The 16,362-nt window shown below is 55.6% G+C and carries 15 protein-coding genes and 1 riboswitch; of the genes, 8 read left to right on the plus strand and 7 right to left on the minus strand.

The features are described 5' to 3' along the window. Positions 1-110: 110 nt before the first annotated feature. The 4 genes from DFP86_RS17015 to DFP86_RS17030 form a co-directional block, all read right to left on the minus strand. On the minus strand, positions 111-1,415 hold the full coding sequence (locus tag DFP86_RS17015; protein WP_243729428.1) for a hemolysin family protein: 1,305 nt from the start codon (positions 1,413-1,415) through the stop codon (positions 111-113). Between the two features lie 115 nt (positions 1,416-1,530). Continuing rightward, positions 1,531-2,241, minus strand: coding sequence for a uracil-DNA glycosylase (gene ung / locus DFP86_RS17020; RefSeq protein WP_133683493.1), 711 nt, complete (start codon positions 2,239-2,241; stop codon positions 1,531-1,533). A 61-nt stretch (positions 2,242-2,302) separates the two neighbouring features. Continuing rightward, a complete protein-coding gene (locus tag DFP86_RS17025) occupies positions 2,303-2,626 on the minus strand; it encodes a rhodanese-like domain-containing protein (RefSeq protein ID WP_133683495.1) in 324 nt (107 codons plus the stop codon). Beyond that, the gene (locus DFP86_RS17030) at positions 2,626-3,285 is read right to left on the minus strand and encodes a protein-L-isoaspartate O-methyltransferase family protein (RefSeq protein ID WP_133683497.1); all 660 of its coding nucleotides are present in this window, start codon (positions 3,283-3,285) and stop codon (positions 2,626-2,628) included. Before DFP86_RS17030 ends, DFP86_RS17025 begins: the two co-directional genes overlap by 1 nt. Before the next feature lie 62 nt (positions 3,286-3,347). Further along, positions 3,348-3,464, plus strand: a riboswitch (TPP riboswitch). 42 nt (positions 3,465-3,506) lie between these two features. Here DFP86_RS17030 and thiC point away from each other — a divergent pair. From thiC to DFP86_RS17045, 3 genes are read left to right on the plus strand one after another with little or no spacing between them, the layout of a single operon-like run. Further along, positions 3,507-5,411: a phosphomethylpyrimidine synthase ThiC gene (gene thiC / locus DFP86_RS17035; protein WP_133683499.1), complete on the plus strand. Its 1,905-nt coding sequence runs from the start codon at positions 3,507-3,509 to the stop codon at positions 5,409-5,411. A 23-nt stretch (positions 5,412-5,434) separates the two neighbouring features. Further along, complete coding sequence (gene gstA / locus DFP86_RS17040; RefSeq protein ID WP_133683501.1) at positions 5,435-6,043, plus strand: glutathione transferase GstA; 609 nt, start codon at positions 5,435-5,437, stop codon at positions 6,041-6,043. A gap of 58 nt (positions 6,044-6,101) precedes the next feature. Next, a complete protein-coding gene (locus DFP86_RS17045; protein WP_133683503.1) occupies positions 6,102-6,437 on the plus strand; it encodes a nucleotide pyrophosphohydrolase in 336 nt (111 codons plus the stop codon). Here the strand turns inward: DFP86_RS17045 and DFP86_RS17050 are convergent. Next, positions 6,430-7,647, minus strand: coding sequence for an HD-GYP domain-containing protein (locus DFP86_RS17050; RefSeq protein WP_133683505.1), 1,218 nt, complete (start codon positions 7,645-7,647; stop codon positions 6,430-6,432). The two genes, DFP86_RS17045 and DFP86_RS17050, sit on opposite strands and share 8 nt — an antisense overlap. Positions 7,648-7,736: 89 nt before the next feature. Here DFP86_RS17050 and DFP86_RS19795 point away from each other — a divergent pair, with 89 nt between their 5' ends. The 4 genes from DFP86_RS19795 (at position 7,737) to pyrI (ending at position 11,878) form a co-directional block, all read left to right on the plus strand. Continuing rightward, complete coding sequence (locus tag DFP86_RS19795; RefSeq protein ID WP_133683508.1) at positions 7,737-8,006, plus strand: YkgJ family cysteine cluster protein; 270 nt, start codon at positions 7,737-7,739, stop codon at positions 8,004-8,006. Between the two features lie 114 nt (positions 8,007-8,120). After that, positions 8,121-10,196, plus strand: coding sequence for a methyl-accepting chemotaxis protein (locus DFP86_RS17060; RefSeq protein WP_133683510.1), 2,076 nt, complete (start codon positions 8,121-8,123; stop codon positions 10,194-10,196). A gap of 272 nt (positions 10,197-10,468) precedes the next feature. After that, on the plus strand, positions 10,469-11,389 hold the full coding sequence (gene pyrB, locus DFP86_RS17065) for an aspartate carbamoyltransferase (RefSeq protein WP_133683512.1): 921 nt from the start codon (positions 10,469-10,471) through the stop codon (positions 11,387-11,389). Positions 11,390-11,419: 30 nt separating this feature from the next. Next, positions 11,420-11,878: an aspartate carbamoyltransferase regulatory subunit gene (pyrI, locus tag DFP86_RS17070; protein ID WP_133683515.1), complete on the plus strand. Its 459-nt coding sequence runs from the start codon at positions 11,420-11,422 to the stop codon at positions 11,876-11,878. Positions 11,879-11,981: 103 nt separating this feature from the next. Here the strand turns inward: pyrI and DFP86_RS17075 are convergent, their stop codons facing one another. Continuing rightward, positions 11,982-12,470: a GNAT family N-acetyltransferase gene (locus DFP86_RS17075; protein WP_133683517.1), complete on the minus strand. Its 489-nt coding sequence runs from the start codon at positions 12,468-12,470 to the stop codon at positions 11,982-11,984. Between the two features lie 120 nt (positions 12,471-12,590). On the opposite strand from DFP86_RS17075, the gene DFP86_RS17080 reads away from it, so the two are divergent. Beyond that, a complete protein-coding gene (locus DFP86_RS17080) occupies positions 12,591-12,833 on the plus strand; it encodes a hypothetical protein (protein ID WP_133683519.1) in 243 nt (80 codons plus the stop codon). A 30-nt stretch (positions 12,834-12,863) separates the two neighbouring features. Here the strand turns inward: DFP86_RS17080 and DFP86_RS17085 are convergent, their stop codons facing one another. Next, positions 12,864-16,340 (minus strand): indolepyruvate ferredoxin oxidoreductase family protein, encoded by a 3,477-nt coding sequence (locus DFP86_RS17085; RefSeq protein WP_133683521.1) that lies wholly within the window; start codon positions 16,338-16,340, stop codon positions 12,864-12,866. Positions 16,341-16,362 lie beyond the last annotated feature (22 nt).

Consider the following 16,362-nt stretch of genomic DNA (forward strand, 5'->3'; position numbering starts at 1 on the left):
TTTGATACCCTGGCCTTGGCAACATTGAAATCGTTGAATACAGCGCCGTGGTGGATGGGGATTTCACTTTCACGACATAAAAAAACCGCCGTTTTCGCACGGCGGTTTTTTTAGTTATCCTGACAAGCCGGATCGGGTGGTACGGGATGTCGGGTGACCATGATCTTGTCGACGCGCGTCTTATCCATGTCGACCACTTCAAAAGCGAAATCCATGCATTCGATGCGATCGGCGACCTGTGGTACGCGCCCAAGCTGGTACATCATAATGCCGCCGAGCGTATGGATGTTGCCGGTTTCTTCGCCAGGCAGCAGTTCGTCGTGATCGATATCGAAGAATTCCTTGAAGTCGTCCAGCGTCACAGCCCCATCCATCAGCCAGCTATTTTCGTCGCGTTGGACGATGCTGTCGTCTTCCTGATCCGTGGCCGGTAGATCGCCGACGATGGCTTCCAGCACATCGTTCATGGTCACCAGGCCTTCCAGTTCGCCGTATTCGTCGACGACCAGCGCGATGTGCGTGCGGGCCATCTTGAATTGTTCCAGCAGTTGCATCAACGAAACCGATGCCGGTACGTACAGCGGAGGCGTCAGGTCTGCCGGAAAATCGATTGGGCCGCCGCCGAGCAATTGGTCTAGCATGCGCTTGGATTCCAAAATGCCGACGATATGTTCCATGCCATTTTTGCAGACCGGGAAACGGGAATACGGACTTTCCTGTAGCAACGCAAAATTATCCGGTTGCGGGTCTGCCAGATCGACCGAGACGATATCTTTGCGTGGTGTCATGATCGATACCACCTTGCGATCGTCCAGGCGGAAGATGTTTTCCACCAGTTCCTGTTCGGCGCGGTCGAAAACGCCTTCGTCCGCTCCCTGTTCCATCAAAACGCGGATCTCTTCTTCGGTAATCGACGGTTCGCTGCTCTTCTTGACGCCGATGAGACGCAATAAGCCATCGGTACTTGCGCTCAGTACACGTACCAACGGTGCGGTCAATTGAGATAGCACACGCATTGGCCGCGCCAAGGCGCGGGCAACCAGTTCGGGGTTGTGCATGGCCAACCGTTTTGGAACCAGTTCTCCCAACAGCAAAGACAGCGCCGTGACGAAAAAGATGACTATCGCATCGGCCAAAGGTTTGCTGAAAGGCGCCAATAGGGGATAAGGCTGTAACCAGCCATGTACGTCGCTGGCGATAGAGGCCTCGGCATACACGCCGGAAGTAATGCTGATGAAGGTGATGCCGATCTGAATCGTCGACAGGAAACGGGTGGGGTCTTCAACCAGGGCGAGGGCCGATTGCGCTCCCTTATCTCCTTCTTCTGCCCATTGCTGCAAACGTACTTTACGAGAAGAAATCAACGCCAGTTCAGACATGGCAAAAATGGCATTGAATAAGATGAGCAACAGCAATATCAGAATGTCCACGGCCCTTGGGTATTTTGTTCAGGAAGCCCTAGGATAGGGCATGGGCGTTTCCGATGGAAGTAATAGATCGCACAGGGTGAAAATATCCACCCTGTCCGGTTTATACCAAGGAATCCAAATTCCATTGCAAAGGTGCGGCGCCATGCTGTCGCAACCAATCGTTGGCTTTGGAAAAATGTCCGCATTGCATGAACCCGCGGCTGGCTGACAACGGGGAGGGGTGTACAGCCTCCAGTACCAGGTGTCGTCGTTGGTCGATCTTGTCCGCATTGCTACGCGCCCAATTACCCCAAAGCATGAAAACGCAGCCGGGGTTCTGAGCATTGACAGTATTGATCAGCGCATTGCTGACAGTCTGCCAACCCAATCGGCCATGGCTGCCGGCCTTGTCGGCTTCAACCGTCATCACACTATTGAGCAATAACACGCCTTGCTTTGCCCAAGGGGTTAAATCGCCATGCGCCGGCAGTGTGAAACCGGTATCGCGTGCCAACTCTTTATAGATATTGCGTAGCGAGGGCGGGATGCGCACGCTGTCGGGAACGGAAAACGATAAGCCCATGGCTTCACCGGTGCCGTGGTAGGGATCCTGACCAAGAATCACAACGCGAACCTGTTCGGGCGCACAGAATTCTAGTGCACGAAAAATTGCCTGGCGGGGAGGGTATATCTCGGTGCCGCATGATTGTAATTCGCTCAACTGGCGATCGAGCTCTAGCAATGCCGCGCGGACGTTTTCTTGATTCAGAGTCGGTAGCCAGCCGGGATGGACGGACTGCAGGGCATCGGCGAGAAACGAGTATGAGGACATGAAGTGGTATCGGTGAAATGACGTGAAAATCCCCTGCCGGTAGGCAGGGGAACGATCGCAATCAATAACGCGGTAGAGAGGGATCGACTGTGGCCGACCAGGCATCGATCCCGCCATTCAGACTGACGACCTTATCGAAGCCTGCTTGACGCAGGAAATGGCAGACTTGCAGACTCCGCACGCCATGATGGCAGATAGCGACAATAAGCTGGTCGTCCGGTAATTCGTTGTGGCGTATCGGGATCAAGTTCATCGGCAGATGCACTGACCCTTCAATATGCACAATGTTCCATTCCCATGCTTCGCGGACATCCAGCAATAGCGGCGCGGTGGCGGGGTCGGCAAGGAGCGCGGACAGTTCGCGTGTGGAGATTTCCGGGTTCATCAGAACACGAACCGTTCCGGTTGCAGTGCTTCGCTGCCTGCAAGGCGCGGAATCACCGTTTCGTATAATTTGGTTTCCGTGAAGTTCGCTTCGCTTTCACGTCGGATCAGGCAGACCGTCATCACCGGTTCATCACCGACAGTGACAATCATGCGACCCCCGATCGCTAATTGTTGTTTGAGCGTTTCCGGTACGACGGGGACCGACCCGCCGACAAAGATCGCATTGAACGGTGCCTGCTTTTCCAGCCCCTCAAGCCCATTTCCTTCTATCAGCTGGACATTGTCCAAACCTGCTTGATGCAAGCGAGCGGCAGCCGACGCCAGCATGGCGGCATCGCATTCCATGCTAAAAACTTTTTCCGTCAATTTAGCCAGCAGTGCTGTGACGTAGCCGCTGCCGGTGCCGATTTCGAGCACCTTGTCGCTGGGTTGGAGTACCAAATCCTGCACCATGCGGGCTTCTTGCTTTGGCTGCAGCATGCGGCTGCCGTTGGGGAGAGGCAATTCGACATCGGTGAACGACAAGGCGCGTTGTTCTTCTCCGACAAAATCCTCACGTTTCACGTGAAACAGCAAATCGAGAATAGTTGGATCGAGAACATCCCAAGGACGAATCTGTTGCTCAACCATGTTGAATCGCGCTTGTTCGAAATCCATGCAGAACACCCCAAGGAATTATGACAATAACTTGCGATTATCCCATATTTGCCTTACCTTCACAGCATCGCTAGGGGTCCCGCTACCCGTTTTCGTATTCCGACAACAGTAGTGGGTGAGAAATACCCTTCGAACCTGATCCGGTTAATTCCGGCGTAGGGAAGCGGTGCTGCTCTGTAGCATTTCATGCCCCGCGCCGTTTCATCGCCTAGGAGGGCATGATGAACGCGTTACCTCAGTCAGAAATTCGTATCTCGCTTGATCAAGCCACTATTCAGCCCCTACCCAATTCGCGCAAGATTTACGTCGAGGGAAGTCGGTCCGATTTGCGTGTGCCAATGCGGGAGATCTCGCAATCCGCTACACCCACACAGTTCGGCGGAGAAGATAACCCGCCTATCTATGTCTATGATGCCAGTGGGCCTTATACCGATCCTGCGTGTGCGATCAACCTGGAAAACGGTCTGGCGCCACTGCGCGCCGGTTGGATCGAGGAGCGTCGGGATTGTCAGCCAGTCGAAGAATTAGGGAGCGCCTATAGCCGAGAACGCGCCAGCGATCCGGCATTGGATGCTTTGCGCTTCAACCTGAAGCGCACCCCGTTGCGCGCCAAGCCGGGTGGCAATGTGACTCAGATGCACTACGCGCGTTGTGGCATTGTGACGCCGGAAATGGAGTTTGTGGCCATTCGCGAGAACCTGCACCGCGACCATTATCTGCAGCAACTGCGCGAGACTGGTAACCAGCGCATGTTGGATTTGTTGTCGCGCCAGCATCCCGGCCAGAGTTTTGGCGCGCGCCTGTCGGAACGCATTACACCGGAGTTCGTCCGCGATGAAGTGGCGGCCGGTCGCGCAATCATTCCCGTCAATATCAATCATCCGGAAAGCGAGCCTATGATTATCGGCCGCAACTTCCTGGTGAAGATCAACGGCAATATTGGCAATAGCGCGCTATCGTCCTCGATTCATGACGAAGTCGATAAAATGACCTGGGGCATTCGTTGGGGGGCCGATACCATCATGGATCTGTCCACCGGCAAGAATATTCATGAAACTCGGGAATGGATATTGCGCAACAGTCCTGTCCCTGTGGGTACCGTGCCGATTTACCAGGCGTTGGAGAAGGTAAACGGCAAGGCGGAAGATCTCAGCTGGGATATTCTGCGCGATACCTTGATCGAGCAGGCGGAGCAGGGCGTCGATTATTTTACCTTGCACGCCGGCGTGTTGCTGCGCTACGTACCCCTCACGGCCAAGCGTATGACTGGCATCGTTTCGCGCGGTGGATCGATTATGGCCAAGTGGTGTTTGGCACACCACCAGGAAAATTTCCTTTACACGCACTTCGATGAGCTATGTCAGATTCTCAAACAATATGATGTGGCGATTTCTTTGGGGGACGGTTTGCGCCCCGGCTCGGTGTTCGATGCCAACGACGAGGCACAACTCGCCGAACTCAAGACACTGGGTGAATTGACGCAGATCGCTTGGCGACACGATGTTCAGGTGATGATCGAAGGGCCGGGCCACGTACCGATGCAGTTGATCCGCGAGAACATGGATAAGGAATTGGATTGGTGCCACGAAGCACCGTTCTATACCCTGGGGCCTCTGACGACCGATATCGCGCCAGGCTACGACCATATCACCTCGGCGATCGGGGCCGCGCAGATCGGTTGGTACGGCACAGCGATGCTGTGCTATGTGACACCGAAGGAACACCTGGGCTTACCGGATCGGAACGATGTCAAAGAAGGGATCATCACGTACAAACTGGCGGCGCATGCCGCCGACCTGGCCAAGGGGCACCCCGGCGCTCAGATCCGAGACAACGCCTTATCCAAGGCACGTTTCGAATTTCGCTGGGAAGATCAGTTCAATCTGGGATTGGATCCGGATCGGGCACGCGCCTTCCATGATCAGACCTTGCCCAAAGATAGCGCCAAGGTGGCACACTTCTGCTCGATGTGCGGGCCGCAATTCTGCTCGATGAAGATCACCCAGGATGTGCGTGCCTATGCGGAAAGCCAGGGGATCGACTCGCAACAGGCACTCAAACAGGGCATGAAAGACAAGGCCATCGAATTTATCTCGTCGGGGGGTAAACTGTACGACAAGGTGTAAAACTTTTTTTCAGGAGAGAACTGATGAAATTGTATTACTCACCGGGTGCTTGTTCGCTTTCTCCGCATATCGTGTTGGCGGAATTGGGTTTGCCGTGCGAAGTGGAACAAGTCGATATCCGTTCGGTTCCGCATATGACTGAAACCGGCAAGTTATTTAGCGACATCAACCCCAAGGGCAGTGTTCCGGCCTTGGTGCTGGATAACGGGGAATTGCTGACAGAAGGTGCGGTGATCGTGCAGTACCTCGCCGACCTGGTACCGGCGAAGAAGTTGGTGCCGGTAGTTGGCTCGATGGATCGTTATCGTTTGCAGGAATGGTTGAATTACATTGCCAGCGAGATCCACAAGGGGTTCGGCTTGTTGTTCATGCCAGGCATCACTGACGACGTGCGTCATCTGGTGATGGAGCGCGTAACCAAACGGATGGAATTTTTGTCTTCCCATCTGAAGAACAAAGCTTACTTAATGGGCGATTTTACGGTAGCCGATGCCTATCTGTTCACTTGTCTGAATTGGTGCCAATTCCTAAAGGTGTCGCTGGAACCATGGCCCGCGCTGCCTGCATATCTTAAGCGTGTCGCCGATCGTCCGGCCGTTCAGCAAGTTCTCAAGGCTGAAGGTCTGGTTTAAATCTCCCCATACCCCGTGGCGCTTGTCAGCGTCATGGGGTGTTTCACGTGAAACAGCGATGAATCAAAAGCTTCTGATCGATACGGCCGAATTAGCCTCGGCACTGCAGCATTTCGCCGACGAGCGCGACTGGCAGCAGTTCCACACAGCGCGCAATTTGATGTTGGCACTGACTGGCGAAGTGGGCGAGCTGGCTGAAATATTCCAGTGGCAAACCGATGCACAAGTTTTGACCATGCGGCAGGATGACCCGGCGCGCTATCAACATTTGCAGGAAGAAGTGGCGGATGTGCTGCTGTATCTGGTGCGGTTGGCTAGCGTAATGGAAATCGATATCAATAGGGCGGTGTCGGACAAGATAGCGAAGAATGCCATCAAGTATCCCGCTACATGAATTTGAGCGGGTCGATGTGCAGTTTCTCCGGCGATTCATGGCGCACGATTTTGTCGGCCCCCCCATGCCCCATGCTGCGCGATAGATCGACGATTTCCGGCGGAATGTACGAGTTACTCTTCAAGCTAAAGAAGACCTTGATCTTTGGGGAGATCAGGTTCTTTTCGTTTTGCTCGACGACGACACCCAGACGGCCGCTTTCCAATCTCACCAAGGTACCGACCGGATAAATGCCGATGGTGCGCATGAAGGACTGCACCAACTCCGGGTTGAAGTGGAATTTCGACCATTCGTAGATCTTGCGCAGGGCATCGGTCGGCGGCATCCCTTTGTGATAGCAGCGATCCGAGGTCAAAGCGTCGTAGACGTCGACGATTGCCGCCATTTGGCCCAATTGCGAAATCTCGTGACCTTTCAGTCCTTCCGGGTAGCCACTGCCGTCATGACGTTCATGATGCTGCGCGGCGACGTCGATCGATGTCTGCGAAATACCCTTGGCCCGGGAAAGAATGGCTTTGCTTTCGACAACGTGGCATTTGATGATGGAGAACTCGCGCTCGGTCAAGCGATCCGGTTTGTTGAGAATCTCATCGGGGATCTTCATTTTGCCGATGTCGTGCAACATCCCGCCGATACCGGCCTGGTGAATCACTTCTTGATCCATGTGCATGGCATTGCAGAAGGTCACCATCAAGGCGCCGACGCTGACCGAATGCTGGAATGTATAGTTGTCCTTGTCCTTGATGCGGCACAAGGCGAGCAGGGCGCCATTATTGCGTAAGATGGATGTGGTCATGCGCTCGACGGAGGGGGTGACGAGTTCCAGATCAACCTGCTTGCCCAGTCGAACGTCGTGCAGCATACCGTGGATGATCTGGTTGGCCTCATTGTGCACCATTTGCGCGCGGCCGAATTCCTCATGCGCAGAGACGTGCTTGTCGACAGCCGGCGCTTTTCTTGCGCCGATTTCGCGCATCTCGTTTTCCAATTGAGCTTTCACTTCTTGCATTGTCGGCGCGTGCACGACATCCAGACCCTTGTCGGTATCGATATAGATTTCATGAATGCCGGATTCGGCGATCTTGCGGATTTCGGCCTCGTTGGAGACAACAAAGCGGTTGCGTAGGAAAGGATGGGACATCCAATCGCAATTGAGGTCATGGATGAACATTCCGACTTTTAGCTCGGAAATATTGATACATTTAATCATTGTGATTGTACAGTGTCTGAAGGCCTCGCTTACATCTTAGCGGTAACGCCGGTTCAGTGTGTAGTTTAGTTTGAAATTGGTATATCTCAATGAATGAAGCGTTAGTAACCGTTTGCAGACAAGGATGTGGAGCCTGTTGCATTGCCCCATCGATTTCGTCTGCAATTCCCGGTATGCCAGACGGCAAGCCTGCCGGTGTGCCTTGTCTCCAGCTAACTCGGGATTTCGGCTGTAAATTGTTCGAGTCGCCGCTCAGGCCGGCTGTTTGTGCCAGTCTGCGCCCTACAGTGGAAATGTGCGGGCGAGACCGTGCAGGTGCCATGCTTTGGTTGACGGAACTGGAAAAGCAAACACAGTGAGCAGAGGAACGGCGTATAGGCCAGTAGGGAGGAGCGATAGAAAATTAAAGTGGCATTAGCAAGCTGGAGCGCATATTTTTCTAATAACACTAGCGAATAAAAAGTGGAGAAGCGATGTCAGATAAAAAATGGGGGCGTCTCAGCACACGTATCACATTGGTCACCGGTTTGGCGGTTGCAGCGGCATTCATCGTCATGATCGGGCTGATCTCCTGGCAAGGCTATCGCAACGCCGTCGACATGGGCTATCAATTAGCGCAAAGCCAAGCGCGCAACCTTGCCGACTCGACCGAGGCAGATTTTCGCTTGGGTTATGCGTTACCGAAACACTTGGCGCAAGTCGTGGCGGGCATCAAGCGCGGCGGCATGCCTGAGCGCAAGATGGCCGACAACATCCACTTGGAACTGCTCGACAATGCACCGCAATCCGTCGGCCTGTGGATGCTATGGGAACCGAATGCTTTCGATGGCAACGATAAGACGTTTCGCTTCAATAAGCCTTACGAGGATCTGACGGGTCGCTATACCCCTTACTTTACCCGCAATACCCAAGGCAAAGCGCAGATCGATACCATGCTGTCCGGCGATTATCTGAAGGAACTGGACAAGTTCAAGGACAAACCGGACAGCTATTCGCCGCCATACGAAAAAACCGGTTGGGGCGATTTCTATATGGTGCCGAAAACGCGCAACCGCGATACGATCACCGAGCCGTATCCCTATGATGTTCAAGGGGTAAAGGTACTGGAAAGTTCGTTGGCCGTGGCCGTTAAGGATGCGGGCGGCAAGTTCCTTGGGGTGTCGGCTACCGACGTGGCGCTGGGCGATCTGCAGAAGCGTTTCAGTCAGATTCATCCGTCGGAAACTGGCTATGTGCGCATGATCTCGGAAGGTGGCCTCTATGTGGTCAATCCCAAAGCCGAGGTGCTGGGCAAGGGGGTAGAAAAGGAAAATCCGTTGTCCGGTTATCTGGACAAGATCAAGAACGGCGAACCGTTCGTGTATGAAGCCGACGGTTTTACGCACTTCTTCCAGCCGGTCAAAGTGGCCGATACCGGCCAGTACTGGTCGCTTGGCGTCAGCGTTCCGACCTCGGCTATTACCGCGCCGGCGCTGCATCAAAGTCTGGTTGCCGCGGGCATCGGCGTTGTCGCCCTGGTCGCCATCATCTTGCTATTGGCCGGTGTCACGCGCGCGCTGACCAGGCCGTTGGACAAGATGGCGGCCAGCATGGAGCAACTGGCGTTGGGCCAGGGTGATCTGACTGTCCGCATCAACATCAGCAACAATGACGAAATTGGCCGCTCCGCCGTCGCGTTCAACCAATTCATGCAGTCGTTGAGCGGCATGTTCACCGATATCCGCAATCAGAGCCTGGCGGTCAGCCAAGCGGCGAGCCATTTGGCCGATTCGGCAGGGCAAGTGGAACAGGCCACCTCGGTGCAATCCGATGCCGCAAGCGCCACCGCTGCGGGCGTCGAACAGGTCACCGTCAGCGTGCATCACATCGCCGATACCGCCAAGGAAGCTGAAAATCTGGCGCAGCAAACCGGTGAACTGACCGGTCACAGTGTCACCACCGTCGATCAGGTCTCCAGTGAAATCAAGGCGATGAACCAGAGCATGTACACACTGGCAGAACATATCAACAGCCTGGGTGCGCGCTCCGAAGAGGTATCGTCGATCATCAATGTGATCAAGGATATCGCCGATCAGACTAATCTGTTGGCACTCAATGCCGCCATCGAGGCGGCGCGTGCCGGAGAGATGGGTCGAGGTTTCGCCGTCGTGGCCGACGAAGTGCGCAAATTGGCCGGCCGATCCGCCGAGGCAACTGTCGAGATATCGCGTATCGTCACCACCATCGGCAACGAGACGCGCGATGCCGTCACCGATGTGTCTGGCACGCGCGAGCGGGTGGATTTGAGCGTCAAGGTGGCGGAAGAGGCCAATGAAGCCATGCGCAGCGTTTTGCGATGCAATCAGGATCTGGCGGTGAAAATAGGAGAAATCGCCGCTTCGACGCGTGAACAGTCGAATGCCAGCAGCGAGATTGCGCAGAACGTCGAGCGCATCAGCAATATGGCGCAGTCCAATAGCCAAGTCGTGCATGAAGTGTCCGATTCCGTGCAACGCCTGCGTGAACTGGCGGCTAGTCTCGAGCGGCTGGTGAGCAACTTCAAACTTTGACAATCCACTCGGATAACATGGCGCGGCGATTTCGCCGCGCTTTTTTTGCCAATGTCTTCCAAGATAGCGGAAATTCAGGTTATAATCTGAAAGTTTGTTCGGAAGGGATGTGAAATGTTTGTCGTTCGCAAGTTGGCAAATCGTCGCCGCGGTACCCAGTTTTCTGGGGCCATGGCCCGGCATCCTTTCTCGGAAATCTGTTTTTAAAAAAGCCCCTGTTTCAGGGGCTTTTTTTTATCTATAGAAACCACAAATAAAACAAGGACACGACCATGGCAAACCCGCTTTACCGGAAAAACATCATTTCCATCCCTGACTTTAGCCGTGAAGAGCTGGAACTCGTCGTGGAGACTGCTGCACGCCTCAAGGCTGAACCTAGTAAGAATTTATTGAAAGATAAACTGATCGCCAGTTGCTTCTTCGAGCCATCGACTCGGACTCGTCTGTCGTTCGAAACCGCTGTCCAACGCTTGGGCGGCCGGGTCATCGGCTTTGCCGACGGCGGCAATACTTCGGCGCGCAAGGGTGAGACGCTGGCCGATTCGATCAAGATCATTTCTTCTTACAGCGATGCGGTGGTAATGCGCCATCCGCGCGAAGGCGCCGCCCGTCTTGCGAGCGAATTTTCCGCTGTGCCGGTCATCAACGGCGGCGATGGTGCTAACCAGCACCCCACTCAAACCTTACTCGATCTATTCACCATCAAGGAGACGCAGGGTACCTTGCAGGAACTGGCTGTGGCATTCGTCGGCGACCTGAAGTACGGGCGCACGGTGCACTCGCTGACCCAGGCGCTGTCGTTATTTAACTGCCGTTTCTATTTTGTGGCGCCGGAAGTGTTGGCGATGCCCGATTACATCTGCGAAGAGCTCGACGAAAAGGGCATTTCCTATACGCTGGCTGCCAGCTTGGAGGAGGTGATTCCGGAGATCGACGTGCTGTACATGACGCGCGTACAACGCGAGCGTTTCGATGAGGCCGAGTTCAAGAAGATTCAAGGCAAGTTCGTACTACACGCCGAGATGCTTCGCCATGCTCGCGAGAATATGAAGATTCTGCATCCGCTGCCGCGTGTCGATGAAATCGACACCGACGTCGACGCGACACCCCACGCCTACTATTTCGAACAGGCGGAGAACGGTGTTTATGCGCGAGAGGCCTTGCTGGCCCTGGTCCTCAATGAAACCGTCTGATCGTCGGAACCGAACGCACAAGGATTGATCATGCAATACACTCGTACCGTAGAAGCACTGAAGGAAGGCACCGTCATCGACCACATTCCGGCAGGGCAGGGTCTGAAAATCCTGCGACTGTTTCGCCTGGCGGAAACCGGTGAGCGCGTGACGGTGGGTTTGAACCTGTCGTCACGCCACATGGGCAGCAAAGACTTGATCAAGGTAGAAAATATCGCCTTGACCGAAGATCAAGCCAATGAGCTGGCATTGTTTGCGCCCAAAGCCACAGTGAATGTGATCGAAAATTTCGAGGTCGTGAAAAAGCATCAACTTGAGCTTCCTGACGCGATTCAAGGCATTTTTGCCTGCCCCAACTCCAATTGCATTTCACATAATGAGCCGGTTCAGAGCTTTTTCTATGTAAAAGCCCACGTGAACGACACAAAAATGAAATGTAAGTATTGCGAGAAAGTGTTTAGTAAGGATATTGTTGTAGAAGTGCGCTAAGTCGTACAAGGGTGAAATAGAACTGCAAGAAAAAAGCTGCTCGACAGCAAAAAAATGAAGAGCGCCGCGGATTCCGCGGCGCTTTTCGCATTTTAGCGGTCGTTCATAAAATCTTCTGCAATAACACCAGATCCAGCCAGCGGCCAAATTTGAAACCCACTTCCGGCATGCGCGCTACTTCGTCGAAGCCTAGCCGGCGATGAAAGCGGATCGAGCCTTCGTTGGCGGCGTCGACCGCACCCACCATCACATGTTTGCCCATGTCGCGCGCCAGCGGCAGCAGCGCGTTGACCAATTGCGAGCCAACACCTTGGCCGCGCGCCTGCGGCGCCAAGTGCACACTGTGTTCCACGGTGTAGCGATAGCCTGGAAAACTACGGAAGTCGCCGAAGCTGGCATAGCCGATAACCACATCCGATTGTTCCGCCACCAGGATCGGATAGCCCATTTTTCGACGAGTTTCGAACCAAGCCTGGCGCTCGGACAGCGGCACCTGATCATCGCAATACACGGCGGTGGAATGCCGGATGACCTCGTTATAGATAGCGAGGATGGCGGGCAGGTCATCGTGGGTAGCAGCTCGGATCAGCATGGCGATTCTCTTGGCGTGTAATGCCTTCGATCCTAGTCGTCATAGAGTGTCGCTGTCAAAACCCTACCCTTGGCACGATCTTTGCTGAATACCAGTAAGTGATCAGCAAAGGGAACGGGCATGAAGAGACATATCGACAATCAGCCGCTGGCCAAGACCAGCGATCTGGTGATGTTCAATTTCGGTAAACCGACGCGCGCACGCTTGATTGGCGGGGCTTTATGGCTGGTGGAGGCCTATGATGCCGCCAACGATGTCTGGGTGTGGCAGAGCGAATCCTCCCAGGCGGAAGATGCACTAGAGTCGGCGCGTCAATTGAGTTTGGGAATGGTATATAAAAGTGCGAATTCACCAAAATGGTGAATTCGCACAAGATGGAACATGCCTTGCCGGTCAGGCAACCTGGCGCTGTGCCTTGGCGGTACGGAACTGCGCCAGCAACGGCTCGATCGCCAGTCGGGTGCGCTGGTAATTGGCCGCCTTGATGTGGCCGAAGCCTCGAATGCCTTGTACCAGGTTCACCAGTTCGATCGCTTGCGGCAGGTTGTCCGCCGATAGCTTCTGAGTCAACTGATCGATCATGCTTTCGAACTCGGCGATCATTCTGCGTTCCAGCTGACGATCCGCCTGCCAGCCAAACGGGTCGAGAATCGTCCCGCGCACGAATCGCAGCGAGGCCAGTAATCGCATTGCCTTCAGCGCCCACGGCCCCAGCGTTTTTTTGGTGGCTTTGCCGTGGGTCATCCAGCTGGGGCCGAGGTGGAATCGCAGGGTGAATTCGCCATCGAACGCCGCGCGGATTTCACTCATGAACTCGCCATCCGAATACAGCCGTGCCACCTCGAACTCGTCTTTATAGGCCAACACTTGGGCATAGACCTTGGCGACCGCCAAGGTGAGCGGCTGGCGATTGGGGGTCAGCCGCGTTTCTGCCTGTTTGACGCGTTCGACCAAGGCACGATAGCGCTCGGCGAGTTTGGCGTTCTGATAGGTGGTCAGCAGTTGGCTACGCTGATGGACGATACCGTCCACCGTTTCACGTGGAACGAACTGGATGACGCTGCTGTTGGTCAGCAATGCCTCGATCCGCGCAGGGTCGTGAGCGGCATGGCGGCCCCATACGAATGCCTGGTAGTTGAACTCGACGGCAGCGCCATTGAGGCGGATGGCTTCGAGGATCGCCTCTTCGCTGACCGGCACCAGGCCTTTCTGCCAAGCAAACCCCAGCATAAACATATTGGTCGCCAGCGCATCGTTGAGTAGTGCCGTGGCCAACTTGGTGGCATTGACCTCGGCATAGTGGTCAATGCCCACCGATTGCTGAATGGTCTGCTTCATCGCCTGGGCGGGGAAACGTAGATCGGGCTGGGTCAAGAATGCGCTGGTCGGCGCTTCATAACTGTTGACCACGATGTGTGAAAAGCCTTCGCGCATCTTGGCCAGCGCTTCTTCCGAGGCGGTGACGACCAAATCGCACCCCAGAACCAGGTTGGCGTCGCCGGCGGCGATACGTACTGCATGCAATGCCTGTTGCGAACGGGCAATACGCACATGCGACCAGACCGAGCCGCCTTTTTGTGCCAGACCGGCCATATCCAGCACGGTGACGCCCATGTCGTCGAGGTGTGCCGCCATCGCCAACACTTGGCCGATCGTGACGACGCCGGTACCGCCGATGCCGGTGACCATGATGGAGTAGGGCTGGTCGACAGTGGGGCAAACCGGCGCCGGTAGGGTGGGCATCTGCGACAGATTGGCCTGCATCTTGTTGGTTGCGCTGCGCAGTTTGCCGCCCTCTACGGTGACGAAACTCGGGCAAAAACCTTCCTGGCAGGAGAAATCCTTGTTGCAGCTCGACTGATCTATTTTGCGTTTGCGGCCCAGCGGCGTTTCCAGCGGCAAGATCGACAAACAACCCGATTTGTTCGAGCAATCGCCACAGCCTTCGCATACTCGGGCATTGATATAGGCACGGCGTTGCGGATCGACCAGTTCGCCACGCTTACGCCGGCGCCGCTTTTCGGCGGCGCAGGTCTGATCGTGGATCAGGATGGTGGTGCCCGAAACTTCCCGAAGCTCGATCTGCAGACGCTGTAATTCCCGACGATGGAAAATCTCCACGCCCGGCGCCAAGCCGGCGAGGCCGCGGTATTTGTCGGGGTCGTCACTGGTAATCACGATGCGCGCAACACCTTCGGCATGCAGTTGGCGGGTGATCGTCGGCACATCCAGCGGCCCGTCGACATGCTGGCCGCCGGTCATGGCCACTGCATCGTTGTACAGAATCTTGTAGGTGATGTTGACCTTGGCCGAGACCGACGCGCGGATAGCCAACAAACCGGAGTGGAAGTAGGTTCCGTCGCCGAGGTTGGTAAACACATGTTTGGTATCGGTAAACGGCGCCTGGCCGATCCATGGCACGCCTTCGCCTCCCATTTGCGAGAAGGTCTGGGTGTGCGGCTCGATCCACAAGGACATGTAGTGGCAGCCGATGCCGGCTAGCGCCCGGCTACCTTCCGGCACCTTGGTGGAGATATTGTGCGGACAGCCGGAACAGTAATGCGGCACCCGCGGCAATACATCGCGTTTTTGGCCGAGTTGTGCCTCTTTGTCGCTGTAGAATTTGAGGCGATCGTGCATGACCGGGCTGTCGAACACCGTGGCCAGTCGGTTGGCGATGGCGCGCGCGATGATCGCCGGGGTCAGTTCGCCGGCGGCGGGAAGCAACCATTCGCCGTGCGGCAAGGCCCATTCGCCTTTTTCGGCGAACTTGCCGACCACGCGTGGACGAACGTCTTCGCGCCAGTTGTAGAGTTGTTCCTTAAGCTGGTATTCGATCACCTGGCGCTTTTCTTCCACGACCAGGATTTCTTCCAAGCCTTCGGCGAAGTGTCGCACGCCTTCCGATTCCAGCGGCCAGACCATCCCGACCTTGAAAATGCGCAGGCCGATTTCCGCCGCCAGGCTCTCATCGATGCCGAGGTCGTCCAGCGCCTGCATCACATCCAGATAAGATTTGCCGGTGGTGATGATGCCGAGCCGTGCCGAGGGAGAGTCCAGTACGACACGGTTGAGATTATTGGCGCGGGCATAAGCCAGTGCGGCATACAGTCGGTGGTGCAGTAAGCGTTTTTCCTGCGCAAGCGGCGGATCCGGCCAGCGGATATTCAGGCCGTCCTCGGGCAGTTCGATGTCTTCCGGGTATTGGATTTGGACATGTTCCGGCGAAATATCGACCACAGCCGAACTTTCGATGGTATCGCTGATCGCCTTGAGCGCGACCCAACAGCCGCTGTAGCGGCTCATCGCCCAGCCATGCAGGCCGAAATCGATGACCTCCTGCACGCCTGACGGGCTAAGCACCGGGATCATCGCCGCCGCCAGCGCATGGTCGGATTGGTGTGGAAAGGTCGACGATTTGGCGGCGTGATCGTCGCCGGCGACGATCAGTACGCCGCCATGCTTGCTGGTACCGGCGGCATTGCCATGCTTCAGTACGTCGCCCGAACGGTCGACGCCAGGGCCTTTGCCGTACCACAGGGCATAGACGCCGTCGTATTTGGCGCCGGGGAATAGGTTGACCTGCTGGGTTCCCCACACGGCGGTGGCGGCCAGATCTTCGTTCAAGCCGGGGTGGAACACGACGTTGTGCGCCTTTAGATGTTCCTCCGCCTTCTGCATGCTCTGGTCTACGCCGCCGAGCGGCGAACCGCGGTAGCCAGTGACATAACCGGCGGTGTTCAGCCCCTGGGCACGGTCGCGATCTTGCTGCAGCATCGGCAGGCGCACCAGCGCCTGGATACCGTTCATCAAGACCTGACCGGTTTGTGCCGTATATTTTTCTTCAAGTGCACGATGCCGGATTGACATGGGTTCTCCTCCATATAACGCT

Source organism: Paludibacterium purpuratum (genome assembly GCF_004363805.1).
GTDB lineage: Bacteria > Pseudomonadota > Gammaproteobacteria > Burkholderiales > Chromobacteriaceae > Paludibacterium > Paludibacterium purpuratum.